Source organism: Mucilaginibacter sp. P19 (assembly GCF_050632265.1).
Taxonomy (GTDB): domain Bacteria; phylum Bacteroidota; class Bacteroidia; order Sphingobacteriales; family Sphingobacteriaceae; genus Mucilaginibacter; species Mucilaginibacter gossypii.
Window position 1 is genome coordinate 1,653,496 of the sequence record NZ_CP192586.1, and the last position, 23,329, is coordinate 1,676,824.

The 23,329-nt window shown below is 40.0% G+C and carries 25 protein-coding genes and 2 pseudogenes; 19 read left to right on the plus strand and 8 right to left on the minus strand.

Features of this window, described 5'->3' with window-relative positions; all coding sequences use genetic code 11:
* Positions 1-74: 74 nt before the first annotated feature.
* Both ACQ86K_RS07770 and ACQ86K_RS07775 read right to left on the minus strand, forming a co-directional pair.
* On the minus strand, positions 75-2,309 hold the full coding sequence (locus ACQ86K_RS07770) for a tetratricopeptide repeat protein (RefSeq protein ID WP_091163249.1): 2,235 nt from the start codon (positions 2,307-2,309) through the stop codon (positions 75-77).
* A gap of 204 nt (positions 2,310-2,513) precedes the next feature.
* Positions 2,514-2,735 carry a hypothetical protein gene (locus ACQ86K_RS07775; protein ID WP_129568850.1) on the minus strand — a complete coding sequence of 74 codons (222 nt, stop codon included), beginning with the start codon at positions 2,733-2,735 and terminating at the stop codon, positions 2,514-2,516.
* A 367-nt stretch (positions 2,736-3,102) separates the two neighbouring features.
* Here ACQ86K_RS07775 and ACQ86K_RS07780 point away from each other — a divergent pair, with 367 nt between their 5' ends.
* From ACQ86K_RS07780 to ACQ86K_RS07815, 8 genes are all read left to right on the plus strand, one after another.
* Positions 3,103-3,468 carry a TetR/AcrR family transcriptional regulator gene (locus ACQ86K_RS07780; RefSeq protein WP_431200126.1) on the plus strand — a complete coding sequence of 122 codons (366 nt, stop codon included), beginning with the start codon at positions 3,103-3,105 and terminating at the stop codon, positions 3,466-3,468.
* Positions 3,469-3,637: 169 nt separating this feature from the next.
* Complete coding sequence (locus ACQ86K_RS07785; RefSeq protein ID WP_229701616.1) at positions 3,638-4,021, plus strand: VOC family protein; 384 nt, start codon at positions 3,638-3,640, stop codon at positions 4,019-4,021.
* Positions 4,022-4,116: 95 nt separating this feature from the next.
* The gene (locus tag ACQ86K_RS07790) at positions 4,117-4,341 is read left to right on the plus strand and encodes a YciI family protein (protein WP_431200814.1); all 225 of its coding nucleotides are present in this window, start codon (positions 4,117-4,119) and stop codon (positions 4,339-4,341) included.
* 108 nt (positions 4,342-4,449) lie between these two features.
* Positions 4,450-4,665 (plus strand): hypothetical protein, encoded by a 216-nt coding sequence (locus tag ACQ86K_RS07795; protein ID WP_091163252.1) that lies wholly within the window; start codon positions 4,450-4,452, stop codon positions 4,663-4,665.
* 126 nt (positions 4,666-4,791) lie between these two features.
* Positions 4,792-5,007: a hypothetical protein gene (locus ACQ86K_RS07800; RefSeq protein ID WP_090523794.1), complete on the plus strand. Its 216-nt coding sequence runs from the start codon at positions 4,792-4,794 to the stop codon at positions 5,005-5,007.
* A 308-nt stretch (positions 5,008-5,315) separates the two neighbouring features.
* Positions 5,316-5,867, plus strand: coding sequence for a hypothetical protein (locus ACQ86K_RS07805; RefSeq protein WP_431200127.1), 552 nt, complete (start codon positions 5,316-5,318; stop codon positions 5,865-5,867).
* A gap of 159 nt (positions 5,868-6,026) precedes the next feature.
* The gene (locus tag ACQ86K_RS07810; RefSeq protein WP_091163254.1) at positions 6,027-6,398 is read left to right on the plus strand and encodes a DMT family protein; all 372 of its coding nucleotides are present in this window, start codon (positions 6,027-6,029) and stop codon (positions 6,396-6,398) included.
* A gap of 167 nt (positions 6,399-6,565) precedes the next feature.
* Entirely contained in the window at positions 6,566-6,964 is a 399-nt protein-coding gene (locus tag ACQ86K_RS07815) for a GNAT family N-acetyltransferase (RefSeq protein WP_091163255.1), read from the plus strand.
* Between the two features lie 53 nt (positions 6,965-7,017).
* Here the strand turns inward: ACQ86K_RS07815 and ACQ86K_RS07820 are convergent, their stop codons facing one another.
* Positions 7,018-7,665 (minus strand): outer membrane beta-barrel protein, encoded by a 648-nt coding sequence (locus tag ACQ86K_RS07820; RefSeq protein WP_091163256.1) that lies wholly within the window; start codon positions 7,663-7,665, stop codon positions 7,018-7,020.
* A gap of 238 nt (positions 7,666-7,903) precedes the next feature.
* Complete coding sequence (locus ACQ86K_RS07825) at positions 7,904-8,554, minus strand: N-acetylmuramoyl-L-alanine amidase family protein (protein ID WP_431200815.1); 651 nt, start codon at positions 8,552-8,554, stop codon at positions 7,904-7,906.
* Between the two features lie 393 nt (positions 8,555-8,947).
* Here ACQ86K_RS07825 and ACQ86K_RS07830 point away from each other — a divergent pair, with 393 nt between their 5' ends.
* From ACQ86K_RS07830 to ACQ86K_RS07845, 4 genes are all read left to right on the plus strand, one after another.
* Positions 8,948-9,190, plus strand: a complete 243-nt coding sequence (locus ACQ86K_RS07830; protein WP_431200128.1) for an alpha/beta fold hydrolase — start codon at positions 8,948-8,950, stop codon at positions 9,188-9,190.
* Positions 9,190-9,768: an alpha/beta fold hydrolase gene (locus tag ACQ86K_RS07835; protein WP_431200816.1), complete on the plus strand. Its 579-nt coding sequence runs from the start codon at positions 9,190-9,192 to the stop codon at positions 9,766-9,768. Before ACQ86K_RS07830 ends, ACQ86K_RS07835 begins: the two co-directional genes overlap by 1 nt.
* Before the next feature lie 416 nt (positions 9,769-10,184).
* Entirely contained in the window at positions 10,185-10,406 is a 222-nt protein-coding gene (locus ACQ86K_RS07840; protein WP_091163259.1) for a YdeI/OmpD-associated family protein, read from the plus strand.
* 170 nt (positions 10,407-10,576) lie between these two features.
* Positions 10,577-11,152: a YceI family protein gene (locus ACQ86K_RS07845; protein ID WP_090523809.1), complete on the plus strand. Its 576-nt coding sequence runs from the start codon at positions 10,577-10,579 to the stop codon at positions 11,150-11,152.
* Positions 11,153-11,621: 469 nt separating this feature from the next.
* On the opposite strand, the gene ACQ86K_RS07850 is transcribed toward ACQ86K_RS07845, so the two are convergent.
* Entirely contained in the window at positions 11,622-12,020 is a 399-nt protein-coding gene (locus ACQ86K_RS07850) for a hypothetical protein (protein WP_129568859.1), read from the minus strand.
* A gap of 790 nt (positions 12,021-12,810) precedes the next feature.
* On the opposite strand from ACQ86K_RS07850, the pseudogene ACQ86K_RS07855 reads away from it, so the two are divergent.
* From ACQ86K_RS07855 to ACQ86K_RS07870, 4 genes and pseudogenes are all read left to right on the plus strand, one after another.
* A pseudogene (locus tag ACQ86K_RS07855) lies at positions 12,811-13,508 on the plus strand (DUF2130 domain-containing protein).
* A gap of 467 nt (positions 13,509-13,975) precedes the next feature.
* Positions 13,976-15,061, plus strand: coding sequence for a lantibiotic dehydratase (locus ACQ86K_RS07860; RefSeq protein WP_431200129.1), 1,086 nt, complete (start codon positions 13,976-13,978; stop codon positions 15,059-15,061).
* A gap of 8 nt (positions 15,062-15,069) precedes the next feature.
* Positions 15,070-16,150, plus strand: a pseudogene (locus ACQ86K_RS07865) (lantibiotic dehydratase).
* Positions 16,151-16,152: 2 nt separating this feature from the next.
* Complete coding sequence (locus ACQ86K_RS07870) at positions 16,153-16,878, plus strand: thiopeptide-type bacteriocin biosynthesis protein (protein WP_431200130.1); 726 nt, start codon at positions 16,153-16,155, stop codon at positions 16,876-16,878.
* 1 nt (position 16,879) lies between these two features.
* On the opposite strand, the gene ACQ86K_RS07875 is transcribed toward ACQ86K_RS07870, so the two are convergent.
* The 3 genes from ACQ86K_RS07875 to ACQ86K_RS07885 are packed head-to-tail and all read right to left on the minus strand — an operon-like array spanning position 16,880 to position 18,694.
* Entirely contained in the window at positions 16,880-17,617 is a 738-nt protein-coding gene (locus ACQ86K_RS07875) for a LytR/AlgR family response regulator transcription factor (RefSeq protein WP_090523820.1), read from the minus strand.
* On the minus strand, positions 17,604-17,948 hold the full coding sequence (locus ACQ86K_RS07880) for a hypothetical protein (RefSeq protein ID WP_431200131.1): 345 nt from the start codon (positions 17,946-17,948) through the stop codon (positions 17,604-17,606). Before ACQ86K_RS07880 ends, ACQ86K_RS07875 begins: the two co-directional genes overlap by 14 nt.
* Positions 17,945-18,694, minus strand: a complete 750-nt coding sequence (locus ACQ86K_RS07885; protein ID WP_431200132.1) for a histidine kinase — start codon at positions 18,692-18,694, stop codon at positions 17,945-17,947. The genes ACQ86K_RS07880 and ACQ86K_RS07885 overlap by 4 nt, the downstream gene beginning before the upstream one ends.
* A 145-nt stretch (positions 18,695-18,839) precedes the next feature.
* On the opposite strand from ACQ86K_RS07885, the gene ACQ86K_RS07890 reads away from it, so the two are divergent.
* From ACQ86K_RS07890 to ACQ86K_RS07900, 3 genes are all read left to right on the plus strand, one after another.
* Complete coding sequence (locus ACQ86K_RS07890) at positions 18,840-19,007, plus strand: hypothetical protein (RefSeq protein ID WP_176844377.1); 168 nt, start codon at positions 18,840-18,842, stop codon at positions 19,005-19,007.
* An 83-nt stretch (positions 19,008-19,090) separates the two neighbouring features.
* Entirely contained in the window at positions 19,091-22,204 is a 3,114-nt protein-coding gene (locus tag ACQ86K_RS07895) for a lantibiotic dehydratase (RefSeq protein ID WP_091163264.1), read from the plus strand.
* Positions 22,205-22,415: 211 nt separating this feature from the next.
* Positions 22,416-23,318, plus strand: coding sequence for a metallophosphoesterase family protein (locus ACQ86K_RS07900; RefSeq protein WP_091163265.1), 903 nt, complete (start codon positions 22,416-22,418; stop codon positions 23,316-23,318).
* Positions 23,319-23,329 lie beyond the last annotated feature (11 nt).

Below are 23,329 nucleotides of genomic sequence, written 5' to 3' on the forward strand. Positions count from 1 at the left end.
TCGGGGCTTGGTTGTTATTTATAGATCAGTTAATAGTTACTTATTATACGAGTATTGTAAATAAAAAGTTATTGTTATTTGCAATATTTTATAATGAAATCAGATGCTTCTTTTGCGCCCATACTTAAAGCTTTATTCATATCGGCGCAGCCGCCGGTTTTATCATCAAGTGCTATTTTTGCAAGCCCCCTTTGTAGATAAGCACGGCCATTTTTCGCGTCAAGGCTTATAGCGGTATTACAGTCTAAAATTGCTCCGTTCAGATCTTTTAAATTTATTTTGGCGGCAGCCCTGTCAATATATAGATCAGGATTGTTAGGGGCAAGTTTAAACACGGCTGCAAAATCTTCTTTCACTCCCTGGGCGTCCCCGAGACTACTTTTAGCAATACCGCTATGCGAGTAAGCTTTTACATTGGTATCGTTCATATAAATGGCATTATGATAATCATCGGCAGCGCCGGCATAATCCTTCATAGCCATTTTAGTATCGCCCCTGATTAAAAAGGTTTCGTCGTTTGAGTAAATTGACACAGCACGGTCGAGATCAGCCAGGGCGCCTTTATAGTTTTTAAGTTTGGCTTTTACAAAGCCCCGCGCTTGCCATACTAAAGCGGTTGAATCTGATAGTGAGTCAATTTTTAGTGCGTTGCTCAAATCGGCTATAGCTCCGTTGTTGTCTTCAGCGTCTGCTTTGGCCAGGCCCCGCTTCAATAATAGCGTTATATTTTTAGGGGCTTTTAGTACACCGGTATTATAATCGGCCATGGCCCCTTTGGCATCGCCGGTGGCGGCTTTTGCTTCACCCCGATAAAGGTAAAAATCAGCATTTGCAGGGTTAAGTGCTATAGCCTTGTTAAATATTTGTACGCCATTGTTAGTGTATTTAAAAAAATTATTGATTTTACCCAATCGTGAATAACCATTTTGTTGTTGCGGGGCAATACTGATCAGTTTTTCGAGGTCAGTTACAGCTGCGGCATAATCGCCCAGTTTGGTTTTTTCAATGGCCCGGTTTAAAAAGGCATAAGTATAAACCGGGTTTATAGCAATCGCCTTGGTATAGTCGTTAATAGCAGCTAAGGGAACTCCTAAATCGCGATAAGCATCGCCGCGCGACAGGTAAGCTTCATCGCTTTTACTGTTCAGGTTGATTGCTTTTGTTAAATCGGTAATCACTCCCGCGGTATCCTTCATGGCCATTTTAGCTTTGCTTAAGGTTACGTAAGCACTTATGCTGTTAGGGTTTATTTTAATTGCCGAATCGGCATCAGCCCTGGCGCCTTCGTAATTGCCTAATGCCAGCTTTGAAAATGAACGGCTTTGGTATGCATCGCCGTTTTTGGGTTCAAGGGCAATAGCTTTGTTAAAATCTTCCAACGCGGCATTATTATCTTTTTTGTCGCTCTTAATAATTCCACGATATAGGTACAGATTTGCATTCCGGGGGAATTGAGCAATTGCCTTGTTGAAATAATCAAGAGCGCCATTTGAATCGCCCAGGCTGCTTTGGGCATTGGCCATGTAAAGCAAAAGGTTTTTAAGGTTGGGGTTGATAGCAGCCGCTTTTTTATAATCATCAACCGCACCTTTAAAATCATTTAGTTTTGCCCTGGTATTTGCCCGGTAAAAATAAGCTTCAGCGTTATCGGGATTAAGCGATAGTGTTTTGGTATAATCAGCAATAGCGCCATTATAATCGTTTATGCTGGCCTTGCTGCCTGCCATGTATTGATAGATTTCGGCGCTGTTAGGGCTTAGTTTAACAGCCATATTATAATCAGCAATGGCTCCGGTAAAATCGTTGTTATTGTTTTTGGCCAGGCCCCGGTACTTGTAAAGATCGGCGTTATTTGGTGTAAATTGAAGTGCTGTGGTAAAATCGGCAATAGCGCCGGTATAATCGCTCATATTACTTTTGGCATTGCCCCTGTAGTGAAACATGTCTGCAGTTTTAGGTCCTAACGCTATCGCGCGGTCAAAATCAATAATGGCGGCCTGATAATCTTGTATGGCAGCCTCTGCATTGGCTTTATAAAGGTAGGCGTTGGTTAAATCGGCTTTTAGGACAATGGCCTGAGCATAATCATTAATAGCTGCTTTATAGTCTTTGAGGTTGCCATATGCATTGGCCCTGTAATAAAAAACGTCTGCGTTTTTGTCGTTTAATTCTATAGCACGTGTAAAATCTTGTATGGCATCTTTGTAATTCCTTACATTGGCTTTTGAGTTTCCCTCCTGGATATATTTACTTGCTGTTTGGGCAAGTGAACATAGCGGCAAAAAAAGCAGAAATAGAATTTTTTTCATGAACACGGCAGCGGTTTATCAAATATCAATAAAAAACTGTTATTGACTATGGCAAAACTTATACCATAATGAAATATCTTATAACTGATAAGAAAAGAGTGGGGGGTAATGGGCATTGGGGATAAAATTGGGGCGTAAAAGCCCCAATTTTAAAGAGTTTAATTACAACCGGGCAGGAATATTCCTTTATTTTTTTATCAATGATCAGGAAAAAGAAGCTTCGTTTGTCCTGTCCTGATTCCGTTTTTTTCCATATGCTATCGCGGCTGTACAAAGCGCAATGCACACCAATAATGCTACCTCAATTACAACGTGAATTACCGGAACCTTGCCAGGGAAGTTTGACAACAAAATACCTGCATCCGGAACCAATAGACCAACAAGGGGGAAGCAAAAGAACATTCTTAATATTATTAATTTTTCCATAATTATTAACATTTAGTATGACAATGCTAAGGTACGTATTATTTCTTTGTAATTTAAATAAAATTGCATTCATTCCATTGAAACCCTCAAAATCAGCCGGCTAACAATTTCGAAGGCATCGTTTACAAAAAGCCTCTGCAATTTTTAGTTAATTAAGTGTTGATAGAACATTACATTGCGGTTATTGTTTTAACTTCCGTGTTTTTTTATAGATTTTTTTAGGGTGATATAGGTTTTTAGCCCATATCCAAAATGAATAAAAATAAATTTTTAAATAAGCGAATGCTCACTTATTTTTGCGTTGAAATGAGGCCACGCGACGAGACATAAAGAATACAAAATACGCCAGAAGGCGATAGAATTGATAGTGGCTGAAGGCCTTGACGGTTTTGGAGTGAACAAGCTTGCGCGGTCGGCAGGGGTATCACCCGCTACTATCTATATTTATTATAAAGATAAAGAAGAATTAATAAGCAGTATTTGCGTTGGCGTAGCTGAAAAGATGATGACTTTTAGTCTTCAAAATTTTTCGCCTGATATGGATTTTGCAGATGGGCTGAGGGTACAATGGCGCAACCGTCTTGAGTATTTCATGCAATGTCCGTTAGATATGGAGTTTATTGAAATTATGCGCTATACCCATTTTTATGAAAAGGTAACCGCCATGCTTACCGTTAATTTTGGGCAGGTACTGGGAGCATTTATGCGTAATGCCGAAAAAAGCAGCAACTGATACCACTGCCTTTTGAGGTTTATTGGGCGGTAGCATATGCGCCTCTTTATCAGCTTATCAAATTTCATAACCAGGGCAACAGCTATGTGAACAGCAGTTTTAAATTGGATGATAAACTGATGGAGCAAGCATTGGGTCTGGTATTAAAAGCATTAAAGCCTTGATCAGTATGTCAGCAACCACTATTAAACTTAATCATGTTAATTTGCCGGTGACCGATGTTGCCGCCTGCTCTGAATTTTTTGAGCAATATTTTAATTTTAAATGTACTGGCGTAAAAGGTAATAATATGCTGGCCGTAATGGAAGGCAAGGATGGTTTTATCCTGGTGCTTATGGCTGATACCTTTAACCGGAATGGCAATAACAGTTACCCCGATGCTTTTCATATCGGTTTTTTGGTTGACAGTCATGAACAGGTTGCCGAAGTTTATGACCGGCTGGTAAAAGGGGGAGTAGCTGTAACGCAAGCCCCTGCGCCTTTGCGTGGCGGTTATGGGTTTTATTTTAATGCTCCGGGTAATATATTAACGGAAGTTACCTGTTTAGCTTAATGAGTGTAATAATTAAGTATTAAATTAAATAATCAACTTATGGTACATGCATCAGCCTATAAAGATCCGCATCACGTGATGCTTTTTTTCAAGAGATTGACAGCCTTGCGGATAACGAACAATGTTTAGTTGATAGAAATGGTTATTACGATGATCTTAAAAGCAATGGCAAAGTTGTTATAAGCGGTAGTTTCTGGAACCAGGATAGAAACTTTGTAATAGTTTCTTTTTCAGATGATAATGAGCTTGTGCAGATTATTGAAAACGATCCCGCGATAAAACAAAATGTACTTGAATTGGTAAAAGCAATGCCTTTTTAACCCTTTTTTCAGGGTGAAAATACGTAGTGTAAAATGGGTTAAAATACGGGGTGCGTCACGCTTGTATATCTGTATACTACACAATATTTTTGGGTAAACGGATTGCCCATGGAGCCTTTTAAACTAAGAGTTAATAAGCGGACTTATAAAATCATACCTTCGGTTGTTAATGAAACCACTTTCAGTGTATTAAACTACTCGGCTTTTTACACCATAACCAGGTTAACAAAAGGTTACTGGGAAATTATCGAGCATCGTTTTGGAGATCATCTAATCCCTCTGCAGGAAATAGGCCGCTCAATTGAGGAATATTATAAACTCTGATGCTGTTTAAATCTATAAAAACTCACATTAACCATATCGAAAATATTTATTGCTTTTTAATAAATATTATTTTAATTACTCTCTAAAGTGTTAAATTAGACGTATTAACTGATACCTTAAAATATTATGGAAAAATTAGCAATTTTAAGAATGTTTGCCGGCTTTCCATTGTTCGGCTTATTACTGCCTGATATTTCTACTTTTATAGTTGGCCGTTTTCAAGATATTTCGCCGTTTCATATATACATTGAATGCTTTTTATTTCTTTTTATAATTGCTTGTACATTGGGCATAGCCTATATCCGGAAACTTGGCGACAGGCCAGGTTCACAGTTGCAATAATAAATTACTGGCCTCGGCCAGTTACAGTAGTTTTTAACATTAATCATTATAAACCCAATATATTGTTTAGTACCCTTAAAGCCCTGTTGCCCGGTTTATTTAGGCCGGGCTTTTTTGTGGCTTTACATGTTATGAAATTAATTTAGTGTTCGGGGTTAACTTTATTTTTTTATTTTTACGGGTAAATGAACCCTAAACACCATTATCTAACTTCTCCCCGTAAGGCGCACTTACTCCTCATGAAAAAATCAGCTATCTGTTTTAAGATATTTTTAATATTTATACTGTTTTGTTGTTTTAATACTGCTATGGCCCAGCATCATTCAAGCCGGGCGTTAACGTATGGTGGCGGAGGCAGTGGCGCCGTTAATTTTAGCGATGGCTGGGGCATAGCCGCAGGTACAGGTGTTGATATTCCGCAGGGCAATTTTAATTATACCTTTAAGCCTGCCAATAGTTTTAATGCCAGCGTTTACAGGTTCTTAGGCCCTTTTACCGCAAATCTGAGCGTAGGGTACATGAACTTTAAGCCCGATGAATATTTAATTTCAGAGGAAGTTGAAGGCACCGGCTCAACTGCTAATACGTATTATGCGGATATGCCCGTAATTGCCGCGTATGGTGGTGCTGCTTATAATATTGATATAGCCGATAACTTCCGGGTATATGGCGGTGTGAACTTAGGGGTATATTTTACTGATTTTGCTGTAGGTTATGAAATTGACGGCGTAGATCCATTTGTTTATGATAAATGGTCGCAATCATTATATTATGCTCCTAAAGTAGGGGTGATATTTCCGATAACTCCTAAGTTAGGGGTCAGCATCGAATCAAAATATAATTTTTTTCCCAGAAACTAACTTTGGGCGATGTTTCGGCAAAACAAAACTGGAATTCTCTTTCGCTTGGGGCCGAGCTGGTTTTTAAATTTTAAATTGTTATAAATAATAGCATAACAATTTACAGCCGCCGGTGTTATCAATCTCAATTTATTGATATTTACACAAAAAATTGTATTGATGAAAGGCTTGCGCACTGTTACATTTCTGTTTATATCCAACACCTTTATGACATTTGCCTGGTATGGACACCTTAAGTTTAAAGAGTACGAATGGGGCAAAAACCTAAGCTTAATAGCCATTATACTTATAAGCTGGGGCTTGGCATTTTTTGAATACCTGTTCCAGGTACCTGCTAACGAAGGAGGCTTTAAGGAAAACGGCGGCCCCTTTACCCTGGTTGAATTAAAAACCATTCAGGAAGCGATTACGCTCACGGTATTTATGATTTTCACAACCCTGCTTTTCAAAAATGAAAAACTGGGCTGGAACCATTTAGTAGGTTTCGGACTAATTGTGCTGGCGGTATTTGTTATTTTTAAAAAATGGTAATTAACTAACACTTAGGTAAAGCGGTCTGAATGATACGCTGTAAAACTTACCGCCCGCTTCCCGTTTTCATATTTGCTGGACTACCTGCTTTCTTAATCCTGGCTTATTGGGATAACGCAGATGCTGTTTACATTTGATTAATAGCTTGTAAACAACTCAATAACAATATGGAAATAACTTATAAAACCGGTACAATACCATCCGCCCGGCAAGTGATAGAACTTTATGATACAGCCGGGCTGAAACGCCCAACCCATGACGAGCAGCGGATTGCCAGGATGTACCAAAACTCAAACCTTGTGGTAAGCGCTTGGGATGGTGATAAACTGGTAGGCATATCTCGCGCGCTAACCGATTTTTGTTACAGCTGCTATCTTTCAGACCTGGCGGTTACTAAAGCTTATCAAAAAGAAGGAATAGGCAAAAAGCTGATTGAACTAACTAAAGAAGCTATTGGCGATGAAACTATGCTTTTATTGCTTTCGGCCGCAACAGCTATGGAGTATTATCCTAAAGTAGGTATGGAAACTGTTCGTAACGGCTTTATCATTCACAGGGTAAAATAAAATAAGGGCAGGACGATAAGTTTATATCTTTTCATCCTGCCGTGATTTAGCGTTTATTTACCGCCAAATATATAAAATACAGAGAGCAATACGCCATTGTTAATTATATTGAAATTAACGTTATTGGTACTTCCAATCTGGCTGTTATAATCGTCTTTGATCTTGCTGTGATTGTAAGAGAAATTGGCCAATGTGGCGGCTACGCCAAGTTTTTTTGTAGGGTAATAAACAAGACCCATTGTTGCTCCTGCTACATAACTGTCAGTTTTAGTTGGAGTACTTGTATCAGCTGATCTGAAATCGTAGCGACTGTATCCGATATACGGTCCTGCGCGAAGCCCTAATTTATCGCCGAACATAAAATATTTTCTCAGAAATAGTGCAGCCCCATATTGATGTGAAGTTACGTTGTTGGGATAATTACTGTTTTTACCGTTTTGTGAGGTGTGGGCGTAATTAAGACTTACTCCAATATCAAGTTTATCTGCTATAAAATAACTATAGTTAGGACCGATGCTGAAATTTGTATTTTTAACTTCAGATTCGTAAGGGTTGGGGACCGACTGAAAAGCGTTTTGCGTCGATTTCTGATACATAAATTGCAGATCGATACCTAATGTTTGTGAACCTTTTTCGGTTTGGGCTTTTGATATTTGAAAAGCCAATAAAAATACGGGGATTAAGATTAGGATTTTTTTCATTTGTGTTAACGTTTTGGTGTGTTGAGCTATTGAAACGGAAAAACACAAAAGATATTTTGCCCGAGAAAGGCTTTTAATAATATTTATAAAATAAATTTAATTTGAGCTGAAATAGATAATATAAGTTATAAAAACTCGTTATAACGGATTTTTTATAGTTGTGCTAATATTCAATAAAATAAATATCAGAACGAAGCATAAATGTTTAATTAGGGTGATGATGTAAGGTGGGTTACTGTTAATTCCCCTCCAAATTATTACGGTATTGCTTTAGCGCTGTTAGGATTGATCGTACAATTTCGTTTTGGCCGCTGGTCGAGTTCAGATATGCTTCATCAGATGGATTATTGATAAACCCGGTTTCAACCAGTACGGCAGGCATACCGCTTTGTGCCAATACCAAAACACCCTGTTCCTTTACGCCCAAACTATGCCTTCCATTGGTTTTACGGAACTGATTGTCAACCAAATCACCAAACTGTATACTTTGCTTGCGGTATTTTTGCTGAAACGCGTTAAGTACAATAGTATTTACCGCAGCATCATCACCATAGCCATTGTATTTTTCTTTGTAATCCTTTTCTATAAATATCGAAGCATTTTCACGCAAGGCTTCACGCTGCTCCTGGCTGCGGTGAAAGCCGTATACAAGCAACAATGTTCCCCTCGATGATCCTTTTCGCTGGGGCGATGAATTACAATGAATGGAAATGAACAGGTTGCCGTGATTGTCGTTAGCGATATCGGTACGTTTGTGCAACTCAATAAAAACATCGGTACTGCGGGTCATTACTACTTTAATGCCGCTCATTTCATCATTTATAGCATCCCTTAACTTTTTGGCGATACTTAAAGAAACGTTTTTTCCTTTGAATAAGTCCCGTGCGATCCCGGATCTTTGCCTCCGTGTCCGGCATCGATAATAACCGTTTTAAATTTGAAACGATTGGGGCTTGCTGTTGCAGACTGTTGCCCGAAACACCTGGCGGTGAACATCACGCATAGTAAGGGAAAAAGCGAAATAAATATTTTATATTTTTTGGGAAAGGAAGCAGGCATGAACATATATGTATACAGGTTTATAAACATTCATTCTATAACAAATAATTATAGGTATGATATTGTTTTAACCGTATGGTTTAAAAAGCGCATTTGTTAAAGTGCGCAAATATAATACATGTTTGATTTACAGCACTATCTAAAAAATAATAGCCCGGGTCCGTAACAGAAGTTTAAACTTTGCATTATGTATGTATATTTAATGACTTAAACAGGTGTGATCATGATGTTAAAAAAGCTGTTGTTAATTGTATTGGTATGTCAGGCATTTTTGGCCTGCAGTCAGCAAAAAGGCGTAGTTTATGGCGATAATGCCGTTGCCGGTAAATATTATGATATTAGGGGAATAAAGTTGTATGCCGAAGTTTATGGTAAAGGCAAACCCCTGCTGATGATACATGGCAACAGTAGCAGCATCAATGCTTTTAAAAAAATATACCCTATTTTGCAAAGAAGTACAAGGTAATAGCTGTTGACAGCCGTGCACATGGCAAGTCCACCGATCCGCGCGATTCACTTACTTTTGAAATGATGGCCGATGATTTTGCTGCCCTGCTCGATGTAATGCATATCGATTCGGCTTATGTGATAGGATGGAGCGACGGCGGCATTAACGCGCTGGTGATGGCTATGCGCCATCCCAACAAAGTAATAAAACTGGCCTCGACCGGTGCCAACCTCTGGCCCGATTCTACAGCCCTTATACCTTCCTTATGGAAGGATATGGAAAAAGAATATGCCGCCAAAAAGGATTATCATTTTATCACCGCCAAAGAAAAGAACGATAGGAAGGTGTTTATGCTTGATTATAAAGAACCCCATATTAAACTTTCGGCATTGAAAGCTATTAAATGCCCGTCGCTGATTATTGCCGGCGACCATGACCTTATAGTAACAACGCACACTGTTCAGATAGCCGAAAATATTCCGAACGCGTATTTATGGATCCTGCCCAACTCGGGTCATGGCACATTGGTTGAACATACCGATGAGTTTAATAAAAAAGTGGATGATTTTTTTGAGCAACCGTTTCACCGGCGTTAAGGGATATAAAAAGGGGGATGTAATTGGTTACAAGGTATTTAAAAAGATGGCCCGGTTGGTACGCCGGGCTATCTCACATGATTACTTTAATTTAGTAAAATCTCAATTGCTTTGGGTAACAATTTTTTTTGCCTTAGGTTTTATAAAATTTGCGTTACATATGCTTTTGGGGCAATTTCACTATACTAATTACGGCCTGATGCCGTTTTCACAATAACTCAACCGTAAGCTAACCTGCAGCTTTTACTGTTTAAGTAAAGTAATATGGAATCAAAAAACCAAAGGCTGCTTATCGACACGCTTTTAACCATCTCATTTCTTTTAATAGTTTTACTTGCCGTTATTATGGTTTTTCAGCCCGGTGTTTATTCCAATTAATATTATCTTTATTGGGAAGTAAACCCAGATAAAAAAACATGCTTAAACCCGGTGAACATATTGAAGATACACCTGCCGAACTGCAGGCTCTGCTTGACAACGATGCAGACGCCCGTGCGTTTTTTGAAAGCCTGTCCAAATCATATAAACAAGGTTATTGTGATTGGGTAGGTTCGGCTAAGCAGGAGGCTACCCGTAAAGTAAGGGCCGATAAGGCATTGATCATGCTCCGTAACAAACAAAAAACCTTAAAAACCTAAGTATAAATCTCCCCGGAAATAGTTTGTTTTTCTTGTAAGTTCTACTAAAATGGTAGTATATTGTCATCTGATTTCAATAAAAACATGTTTAAACATTTATTTTATTTGAAGTCCGGATCATTTACATACTTTTGAGCCATAAATCAAAAACAAAAAAAGAAATTAAAACAATGAAAAAGATTTTTATCCTGTTAGCAGCAGCATTCACCTACACGGCGGCATCAGCACAAACTACCTGGACTGTAGACAAAGCTCACTCAAACGTTAAATTTACAGTAACCCACTTAATGGTATCTGATGTTGATGGTATTTTTAAAAACTATGATGCAACCATCACTGCCGCTAAACCTGATTTCAGCGACGCTAAATTTCAGATCAGCATACAAACAGCCTCAGTAACTACAGATAATGATCAGCGCGATAAACACATCACAAGCCCTGATTTTTTTGATGTTGCTACTTACCCAACTATTACTTTTACCAGCACCGGTATCACCAAAACATCTGATAAGCACTACAAACTTACCGGTAACTTAACTTTACACGGTGTAACCAAACCGGCTTCATTTGATTTATGGTACCGTGGTACTATCCAAAACCCAATGAGCAAAGCTGATGATGCAGGTTTCCAGTTAACCGGCACCATCAAACGTTCTGATTTTAACTTCGGTTCAAAATTTGGCAACGCTATGGTAAGCGACGAAGTTGCTATTAAAGCAAATGGTGAGTTTGGCAAAGCCAAATAATTGCAAAAATATATTAACAGGAACGGCGCGGATAACCCGCGCCGTTTTCTTGTTTTATGATACAGGCAGTGGAAGATCTATGCTTGGGAAGGCAGATATTGCATTTTTAATCCCTGCTTTTTTTGATAGCGGATTATTAAGGTGCAAATGCTAATTATTGAAATAAGGGCCGCGCTTGCTATGACATGTGTAAAGGGTACTTTAAACTCCGGATTGATAAGCGTTTCGGTTATGTCAGGAATGATGATGGCGATGAGGGGTAAGCAGGAGAATAGCCTCAGGAAACCAAGTTTTTTCATAAAAGTGATAATGGTATTTAGCGCAACTAATGCGCTGTAAATATGCCACTATGTTTCTTTTTATAAAATACCCGTTACACGGTATTTTTACAACCTGAATTGGTAATTTGCTGAGTAACTGCTTAGCTTTGAAAGAAGCGCCGGTAAAACGAGGGAAAAAGAAAGTCCGCTTAGGCCTTGCGGGAAAGCAGTTGTTTTAGGGTATTAAACCACAATTGATTTTTAGCTCCAAAAAGGGTATGATCAACAATAAGATATAAGGTGATAAGCTCTTCTTTTAGCCTGTAGCGTAATCTTAACGGCTGCCAGAATAAACCATTGTTCCGTACCATCGAACGTTTGTAAAGCTCGTCAAAACCTAAATATAACTGTTCAAGACTATCAAGCGGGATATGTTCATAGCTATCGCCGTCAAGTACAAGGCTTTTAGGGGTAAGTATAATTTCGCCGTTGTAATGGTGTGGTGGCGGGGTAAATGCAAATAATGCTCCTCCGTCATTTGCCAACCCTAATGTGGCCAGGTCATAATCGTGACTCCACATTACCTTTCCAATTCTCAATATCTGCATGTTATAAACTTCGGTATTTTAAACGGCAATTACAACAGATTGTTATCATTGTAGTTTCATTTTGTTACAATAATGTTAATACCCCTTATGGGTTACCATATCATGTGCTAAACAGTAAAATCCCTATCTTTGATTTACAGGAAATATTTTCCTTTTATTAAGTAATTGAATAATATCAATAATCAAGTTATTAGCTTAAAGCTTTGTGCATTCAGCTCTCAGCTTTTATATAAATAATATGGCTACAGAAGTTAAGTGCCCAAGTTGTGGTTTCGGTTTTCCGATAGAGGAGGTAATGGCCGAGGAGTATAAAAAAGAGCTCAGGGTTAAAATGATGGATTATACCCGTCAAAAAGAAGAAGAATACCGCAAAAAGGATGAGGAGTTTTTAAATAAGGAGCGCCAGCAGCAGGCAGCCTTTGAACAAAGGCTTAACAACGAAAAAAAGCAATTGCAGCAAACGCTTGAAGACAACCTGCGTAAAACCATAAGCCAGGATTTTGAAAACCAGCTTGTACTTCTCAAAAATTCAGCCGCTGAAACAGAGGAAAAACTAAAACTATCACGCCAGAAAGAGCTGGAATTTTTGCAGCGCGAGAAACAACTGCATCAAAAGGAAGAGGAAATGGAGCTTGCAGTGCAGCGCAAGCTGCAGGAGCAGCGGAACGAACTTACCGATCAGATCCGCAAGCAGGAAGCAGAACGCCACAGCATAAAAGATACCGAATACCAGCTAAAGGTAAAAGAGCTTGAAAAACAGCTTGACGACCAGAAGAAACTGGCTGATGAAATGAAGCGCAAAGCCGAGCAGGGTTCTATGCAGCTGCAGGGCGAAGCCCAAGAGTTGATACTGGAAGAGTTATTACGCAATTATTTCCCGTTCGATATCATAAGCGAAGTAGGTAAGGGCGTACGCGGTGCCGACTGCGTACAAACCGTGCGTAACCAGTTTGGCCAGGAGTGCGGCCGCATTATTTATGAAAGCAAGCGTACCAATGCTTTTTCGGCAGACTGGATCGAGAAGCTTAAAAAGACATGCGCAGCATGGGGGTTGATGTAGCCGTTATTGTAACCCAATGCTACCCAAAAGGCATGGATTGTTTTGGCGAGCGTGACGGGGTTTGGATTTGTAGTTTTGATGAGGTGAAGGCAGTATCCTACATTTTAAGAGATGGGGTGATGAAATTATCAAACCTGGCCAAATCACAGGATAATAAAGGTGATAAAATGCACCTGTTGTATGATTACCTTACCAGCAGCGAGTTTTCGGAGCAATGGAAGGCTATTCGTGAAGGATATATGAGCATGCGCCAATCCATTCAGCGCGAACGCGATGCCATGGAAAAACTCTGGAAAGCCCGCGAAAAGCAATTGGATAAAGTGCTGCTAAGTGCCGCTCACATCCGCGGCAGTATTGAAGGGATTGCGGGGAGTGATACTATTCAGCTTAACCTTACCGATGATGAGGATGCGTTGCTGTTGGAGTAATTAATGTAGTTTCAGTCGGTCCATATACTACCGCAAACGTCGCCGCTTGTGGTTATCATGCAGTGTCATGCGGATTGCTTGCAAATTGATAACCTGAACCTCGGCTATAAGTGAAGGCCTGGAATCAAATGTTCTTAATTACCGAAGGATGATATTTTGTGAGTTTTTGCCGCCCTATTTTGGATAGTGCACTTGCATGGCAATTATTTTGATCGCCTTGTCAGTATATCAATTTTTGCGCTAAATACAAAGGCATGAAGCAGGGCGATATTAACTCAATTAATCATATTATAAACAAAGAAATAGACAACACTCATAACAAACCTGCTAATAAAAATAGCTTTTACTTAAATTAGCTGTTTACATACTGAACCTTGCCTGTACATCCAAATGAAAGTTAATTTTATTAACGGTTTAATTTTACGCTCGGCTGCTTTGTCGTACAGGCAAAAGCTTGATAAAAAAACTTGCTTACATTATGGAATGACAGGTTAATCAAAGAAAGTATTTACCTGGCAAGTAAATCGCTTTATAATGAACTGGATGCTTTTTTTGCAAACGGGCAGCAAACGAAAGCTAAAGAAGCTCAATTACTATCAAGTTTTTATAAATATATGGCCCGTATGTCAAACCGGGCTACGCCGTTTGGGCTGTTTGCGGGTTGTTCATCGGTTTACTGGGGGGCTGCAAATAAAGTAAAACTTACGGCAAAGTTCAGGAGACATGCAGTGCCCGACGCTGTGGTGAGTTTCTCGCTTGCCAAACAAATTGAAAATGCCAATCAAATATCTGCAGGATATAAGCTAAATAATACCCTTTATAAAGTTGGGGGCGATTTACGATTTATTACTTATCAAATTATTGATAACCAAAGGGTTTACCAGGTGAGCGCCATTGCCTGCAATGAGGTGCTTGATGACATAATTACCGTTGTTGGTGATAAAATATGGAATAAACAACAACTGCTCGAAAAATTCCCGGATTTTGAGCCTGATGATTTCATTGTGTTTATTAATGACCTTATTGAAGGGCAACTGCTAAAACCGGCATTTGAGCCGGCAATAGGGTATGATTTTCCAGTCTTTTTGCAAAAGACTGATGATCCGGGATTAAGGGATACCATTAATGAATTGGTCGATTTGCTTAATAAAATTAATAATGGAGATGTTGAAAGCTCAAACTGGTTTTCGTTATATACTGCTATTGAACAAATTACTAATCACATAACCGGCAGGGAACTTAAAGACCAGGTGCATGTAACCAGGTTTAACGAGCTGGAAAGCCGGGAGCTTGGTCAATCATTGCAATGGAAAATAACTAAGGCGATTGCATTGCTTAATAATGTGAGTGCTGTGGCTCCCAATAAAAGGATTGAGCAGTTTAAAGGCAGGTTCGGGAAAAGGTATGAGGAGCAGAGCGTACCGCTCCTGGAGGCATTTGACACCGATACGGGAATTGAATACGGGCAATGGTATGAGCATGAAACCCTTTTTACAGAAGGGCTGTATACCGGAAGCGAAGGGGGCCTTCATGGGTGGATTATACAGAGATAGATTTTAAAATGCTTAATCTGTTAAACCGCGCCAAAATTGAAAAACAGTATAAAGTTATTATACCTGATAATTTTGCCAGGGAACGCAGCCCGGATCATTTGCCATTTTCCATGTCGGCGGTTTTTCAGCTTTTTGAAAACGATATGGTATACCTGGAGAGAGTTACCGGGCCCGGCGCTTTAAGCATGATAGCGCGGTTTGCAGTTGGGGATGCCGAAATTTATAAAACAGGTTTAGAGATAGCGGCAAAGGAGATCGCCAACTGCCCGGATGCCATGTTTGCCGAAGTGATCCATATGCCCGAAGAACGGATCTTAAACGTCATGATGCACCCGCCTTTCTGGCCCCATGAACTGGCTTATATTGATGATGCCAAGGGAAGTTCAGTTTTGAGGCTTGACGATATCTACATAAAGCTTGAGCAGGGCGTTTTTAAATTGTTTTCAAAAAACATCAGCGGGAAGTAGTTCCGCGCTTAAGCAGTGCTTATAATTATAACAGGTCGCAGCACCCCATTTACACCTTTTTGTGCGATATCCAGCATCAGCGGGGCAATGGCAGCTTAAGTTTTAACTGGGGGCACTCTCTACAGATTTTGTGTTTTTTCCACGCGTTGAAACCAGCTTTGGCGTTATCCTGCACCGTGCCACCTGGAAGTTTACGCCCGCTATTTTGGGTGAACTTTGCAAGGCTGAAAAATTCATGGATAAATTCGGCGATTTGTTTAACAGCTTTAGGAATGAGTGGTTACTGCCCGATAAATTTTATATAATAAAGGGCGATAATGAATTACTGATTGATACTGAAAATGAGATTAGTATACAGGTACTTGCAAAGGAAATAGCAAGGCAGGACCCGGTTTTGATTTTATCTGAGTGTATTCACCTTCAGCATGAGGCTATTGTACAAGATGTGGATGGCGATCCTTACATGCACCAGTTTGTTGCACCCTTCCATTTCGATAGGCCTTTGAAGCCCCCATATTTCCAATATATTGAAAATACGCTTCAGCGTAATTTTTTCCCGGCAGCGAGTGGTTATTTATCAAGCTATATCTCAGCAGTAATATCGCCAACGAGGTGCTGTTAAAATTGGATGAACTGTTAAATTATTCGGGTACTGTTAAAATAAAACAATGGTTTTTTATCCGGTACCATGACCCGGATAATCACATTCGGGTTAGGATTAATTTGCTTAAGGACGGTGATTTTCAGGATGTTTACCTGGCTGTGCGCGAGGTGTTGTCGCCATTTTTGACAAGCGGGCAGCTTCATGTTGTACAGCTTGATACCTACGTGCGCGAACTGGAACGTTACGGGCAACAAATTGAACAAGCCGAGGGCCTTTTTTGTATTGAAACTTCGTTTTGCTGCAGCGTATTCAGGCTGCTTGAAAGCAACCGCTATGATACCGAAGACTGGCTCCTGATTTTTTGGCTGATCAAAGATTACCTAAACCTGATGAGCAATAACCTAAACGACCAACTGCAATTTGTTGAAAGGCAGCAGGCTTATTTTTTTGCCGAATTTGATGATAAGGCGGTTAAAATACAGATTGATCAGTTATATAGAAAATATCATGGCAGCCTCAATAACCTGCTTTTAGCATATGATGACCTGCTTCGGCAAAAAAGAATGCAGGTAGAATTACTGCTGCAAAACTACACTATTGATTGGAATGCGAAGTTTTTGAGCAGCGTGATCCACATGGCAATTAACCGCTATTTTAGCAGCCGGCAGCGCCTGCATGAATGCATCTTGTACGGGATGCTCTTAAAGTTCCTTAAATCGGAAAAAGCCCGGAACGGGAAAGTATAGCTTACTTAAACATCTTGTTATTGAGCAGTGCGAAAAAGCTGTCGCGGTAAGTAACACCTATGGGGATCTTTTCTTTGATCTTATCAAAGATCACCATGTTGCCATCAATAGCTTTAATGCGTTTTAAAGCGATAATGTAGGATTTATGGGTCCGCGCAAAATTTTCCTGGGGCAGGGTGTCAACCAAGGTTTTCATGCTCACCAATGAGATATGCCGTTCATTTTCTGTAAAAACCGAACAGTAATTTTTAAGTCCTTCTATATAAATGATATCCTCAAAGTTGATACGTACAATTTTACCGTGATCGGTTTTCAGGTAAAATGAGTCGGGCTTTGGCTGCAGGTCAATTACCGGCGCTGGCTTATTAGATGAAAGCAGTATTAGCTTGTCAAGGGCTTTTTGTGAAGCCTGTAAAAACCTGTCGAAAGCGAAGGGCTTAAGCAGGTAATCGAGCACATTGTTTTCAAACCCCGCCAGCGCAAATTCACTAAAGGCTGATGTTATGATGATCTCCGTGCTTTTCGGTAGCATTTTAATCAGGTCGATACCCGAAAGCTCAGGCATGTTTATATCAAGAAAAATGAGGTCAGTGGCTGATCCTTTTAAATATAATAGTGCTTCAATAGGATTGGTAAACGTTTCGGTAAGGTTAATAAAAGGCACTTTTGATATAAAATCGCTTAAAATATCAATGGCATAAGGCTCGTCCTCAACTATAATACAGTTAATTACTTTCATGATACTTTAAAGGCATGGTAAGTTTGCATTCATAGCTGTTGTGCGTTTCATCCACCAATAATTCATATCCGTCCCGGCCATATTCATCGGTTAATCTGTCGCGAATATAATTTAATCCTATCCCGTTCGACTGTATTTTGTTAACGCTGTTATTGTTTTTATAATTAAGCGAATAAAAATGCAGCTTCCTATCTTCAACAGTAATGCTCAACACAGCCTCCTTTGTACTTTGATTGAAAATGCCGTGCTTAAACATGTTTTCGATGAGGGTAATTAAAACCAATGATACTACCTGATACGGAATAACACCGCTTTCGATACTTATCTTCATAAAAAAGCTTTGCTGCGATCTTCATGAATTTTTATGAAGTCTTTGATATAGGCAAGCTCACTTTCCAGGCTGCTAAACCCGTCCTCATTTTTGGTTAATGCATACCGCATAATGTTTGAAAGTGTAATGATTGACTGCCCTACTTCCGGGAGTTTCTTATAAGTTTCAGCATATAAAAAGCCGAGCGTATTAAATACAAAGTGCGGATTGATCTGTGATTTTATTACATTTAGTTCGGCTTGAAGGGCTTTCTTTTCTAATTTTTGCCGCTCCTCAAGCATTTGAGCCTTTTCCAATCTGTGCTGTGCAGCCTCGCGCTCTTTTAATATTACCTCTTTGGCAAAACCATAAGCTACGCCCATTACAGCAAAGTAAATAGAGCGCATAACAAATGTCAGAATCCTGGCGGGGGTTCCATAAACCTTAAGTGAACTATGCTGGAAAATGATGAGCGAAAATGCTTTTAAGTAAGCGGATACTACAATGATAGCTGCGGAAACAACAAGGGTTGCTGTTACTAATAACAATTTGTTGTTGGTTTTTTTATTGAGGAATTTATAAAAGTTCCAAATACCATAAAATACTCCGGCATTAACCATGAAGGCAACAATGGTGTTAAGAAACTCAACTTCCACGCCGGCAAAATAAACAACCACTTCTTCATAAAGTACATAAGTAATCCAAAAAAGTAGATGCTGAAATATTGCTTTTAGATTTTCCTTATTCACGATAAAGTCCTCTGTCATTTTTTTCGTCACTCTTAAAAGCGGTTTTGGTCATTCGGAAAGGGGCATTGGTACTAAATTTTTTCTCGGTAAAAGCCTGTTAACCAAATTTATACTATCTGGGTTAAATAATTAACCATTTACAGCCATTTAAAAGTTTAAAATTATGAAAAATCACGACAAAGCAACCTTGCCAAAAATCCAAATTAAACAGGTACAGATACTCAATAGGGTTTTAAATAATAACGTAGCAAAATATGCCAATCAAGCCTGTTTCATGCAAACAACTACCGAAACAGGTACTATAACGGCTACTGCAACAGGCATTATTTAGTTTAGTCGCCCCGGATGCTGGTATCAGGAAAAAATGAACGGAGTGTTTTTCATCAATGAGGTTATTATCAATAGCCAGCTGTCATGAAAGCGACAAAATTATCCGAGCAATATAAATTTTCATCAGGCCTGATGTTCAGGTTTCCTGCATTTGATTGCGTGGAAGCAATTGATAAAGAAACTATCAGGGCATTCACAAAAGATGAATTGTTTATGCAGGCGCTTTGGCTTACCTCTAAAGACTTGTATGAAGCGGTTTTGCATATAGATGATATTACAGATGCGAAAAAACTGGAGAAGCTTGAAATAACCTTAGCCAAATTTATTAACAGGAGCGCCACCGGCACCAATCCATCAGGGTTATTTGCAGGTTGCGCTCCTGTTACCTGGGGGAATACGACCGATTTACAGCTTGGTAATGCTTACCAGCATGTAAGGCTTAATGTTGCCGTAGCGGTTAATTTGAACGGCCAGATTTTAAATAATCGCCTCATACGGACATTGTTAAGTTACAAGGTAAATAAAACAATGTATACCTTAAACGGGACCTACCGTAAAATTGACCGTCAAACTGTAAACCGTGGTAAATACAAAGCATCGCCGGTAAAGATATCTGACGATCTGCAGGCGGTTATCGGGTTTTGTGAAAACGCCAGGACATACAATTCGATAGGCTTATTTATAACGCAAAAACTTGGCAAAAATCCGGAATGTGCCGCTGCTTTTTTGGATCAATTGATTAAAAACCAGGTTTTGTGGAGTGAGCTTGAACCGTGTATTGACAGCGGGGAATACCTTGACCAGGCCATTGGCATTTTTACCCGGTTGGCATACCAAAGTGCACAGGCACAAAGCTATTTGTCAAAACTGAATACCGTTAAGCAGGTGCTAACAGGCACCGATAATGTAATTACAAAAAATAATAAGGTTGCTATGATTTTGAAAGATTTACCAGGTGATGCCTCACAGGGGACATTGCTGCAGGTTGATTATTTTAGGCAGGCAGATTCGGCTACGCTTGATAAAGCTTATGCTGATAAATTGCTCGATGCCATTGATCTGCTTAACCGGATCACACCCAGGCATCAAAGTAAAAACCTGGAAACGTTTATAAAACGCTTCCGCGACCGGTATCATGAGCGGGAGATTTTGCTAACAGAAGCGCTTGATCCTGAAAAAGGTATCGGTTATGCCATAAACTGTTATACAGAACCATCTGGCTTTGCAGCTGATAAGGAAGATCTGCAATATACCAGCGCCGTGAAGTGGCTTATCGGGCAAATTGTTAATAACCCCGGGCAGGAAATTATCCATTTGCAAAAGTCACAGTTTGAAAACGTTAAGGCTTACGATGATGAGTTGCCCCCAAGTTTTTCGGTAATGTTCCGAATTTCGGGCCATGATGAGCCCTTGCTGTACCTTGAACATTGCGGGTGGCCGGCCGGTACCTCCATGTTTGGCCGTTTGGCTAATGCCGAGCGGAATTTTGGCCAGATCCTTGATGAAATAGCCGAAACAGAAGCCCGTATTTATGAGCCGGCTATAGTTGCCGAAATTGTACACTCGCCTGATGACTGCTTAGGAAGCTTTACCTCTGCGCCGTACCGGGGCTACCAGTTTCAAACACCGGTAAGCGCTGGTGACCAGGAAGTTAATATAACAGATCTGCTCGTATCTGTTAAAGGAAATAATGTTGTGCTGCGTTCGGCCAAATTAGGTAAACGGATTATTCCCCGCTTAAATACAGCATATAATTACGGAATGACAGCTTTACCTGTGTACCGGTTCCTGGCCGATCTGCAATGCCAGGATTTAAAATACGAGCTTGGGTTTAATCTTGACATATTACCTAAACTTGGGGTAACCAAAACGCCAAGGGTAGTTTATGAAGGCGTAATATTAGCCTTAAAAACCTGGTACATAAACAATGCTGATTTACAGCAGCTGTTAAAAGAACTGGCTATTGATTACAGCGAAGCATGGGCGAAGTTTGTTAGATACTGGGATTTGCCCGAGGCTTTCGTTTTTACAGATATTGATAGTGAATTGGTTGTACATACCAACAGCAGGCTTGAGGTTGCTGCATGGCTTTCGTCATGCAAGAAAAAGAATGAAATTATTTTAAAGGAATACATTGGCGAACGCGATAATGTCATGCTTAAAAAGAAGGATGAAAAGCTTATCGGTAACCAGTTTGTCGCTGTTTTAAAGCGGGACGAAAAAGTAGCCGGCAAGTATACCAGTATGGGGCCGCTTAGCACAAACGTGGCCAAACGCCAGTTTTTCCCGGGTGATGAATGGCTGTATGTAAAACTGTATTGCGGCATAAACACTGCCGAACATGTGATAGGCAATGAGCTGATACAGCTAAGCAAAAAGCTTTACCACGAAGACCTGATTGATCAATGGTTTTATGTACGATATGCTGATCCTGAACCTCATATTCGTTTCAGGGTCCATCTGGCTTCTGTATTTGCATTGGGCAGGGTCATTCAAAATATTAACAATTGCTTTTCGGCCTTAATTAAATCAAAGCAGATCTGGAAGGTGCAGTTTGATACCTACGAGCGCGAACTGGAACGCTATGGGGAGGCGTCGATTGAACTTGTTGAACAGTTGTTTTTTAACGATAGCCTTGCCATAGCCAGCCTCATATCAAGAGCGGATGTGACCGAAAACTTTGAAGAGGTGAGGTGGCTCTGGGGGCTGTTATCAATTGACAGGCTGTTGAATGATTTTGATTTTCAGATCGAACAAAAAAACGAGCTTATGGAGCTGCTTGTAGCCTCATCATATCCGGACGTTAATTATGATAACCTGCTTTCAAAGCAACTGACTTTTAAATACAGGCATTACCGCAACAAGATTGAGGGCCTTTTTGCCGAAGGTGCCGCGGTTGCAGGCAACGACCTGCTCAGGTACCGGAGTTTAAACAACAGACCGGCAGCTTTATTGCTCGCCGAGCTTATTTCATCCGAAACGGTACCGCAGGATTTGAACCTGCTTGTGATCAGCCTTATTCAAATGAGTATGAACCGCTTGTTTAAAACCAGGCAGCAGGCTCACGAACTGGGCGTGTACGATTTTCTGCTGCTTTATTATAAATCAGTTTTGCAAAACAAAGAAACGGATTACAACAATAAATATATTGGCGGGGTTGTAAATGATTACATGACAGGCAGGCCGTATCTTCAATAAATAATGGTTAAGTACCCTGAAATACTATTTTAACCTTCCCTACACAAATCTATTAAGCCTTCTGCTAACGCGGAAGGCTTTTTGTTTTATATAAATGTTTCGGTCATTATTTTCTTAATAAAAGTTTAACAGAAATTCCAGCGGCCTACCAATATTATAAATGTATTTTTAACCCCAAAATTACCTGAACCCGGGAGGTAGCTTTTACATTATGGAAAGAAGATCAGCATTAAAAAATATAGGCGGCCTGCTTCTGGCGCCTTCATTAGCACTTGGCAATACAACACCAGCTGCAAAGCCATCATTACGAATAGCCCACATTACCGATGTGCACCTTAAGGATAAGTTTGATGCCCCTGCCAGGTTTACCAGGTGCCTCCATCACCTGCAGCAGCAAACGCCAAAGGTTGACATGGTATTGAATGGCGGCGACATTGTTTTTGATATGAACAAGGAAAACATCGGCACCATCAATGATCAATGGAAGCTGGTGCAAAACATCATGAAAAATGAATGCAGTTTGCCCGTTCATTATTGTTTGGGCAACCACGATATCTGGTGGTACGAGGACGACAAGGGACAGGCCATCTACGGAAAAAAATACGCTTTGGATAAGTTACAGCTTGTAAAGCCCTACTACAGTATGGTTAAGAATGGCTGGAAGGTTATTGTGCTGGATAGTGTGCATTTAGATATTGATAATACCTGGTATATAGGTAAGCTGGGCGAGGAACAGCTTAACTGGCTCAACGATGAGCTGAAAGCTACGGACGCCAATATGCCGGTAATGGTTATGTCGCACATACCGATATTGACGGCTTTACTGATGATAGAGGATGATATTGTAAACAAGTGGACAATGCTTGGCGGCGATATGCATACCGATACGGCTAAGATCATTAACCTGTTTTACCAGCACCCCAACGTAAAGTTATGTGTGAGCGGTCACCTGCACATGCGCGATAAGGTGGTTTATAACAATGTTACTTACCTGTGTAACGGCGCCGTTTCCGGTGCCTGGTGGGAGGGGAACCGCCGGGAAACAGCCCCCGGCTATGGTTTGATAGACCTGTATGCCGATGGTACTTTTGAAGAAAAGTATGTGAATTATTAAAATATAAAAAA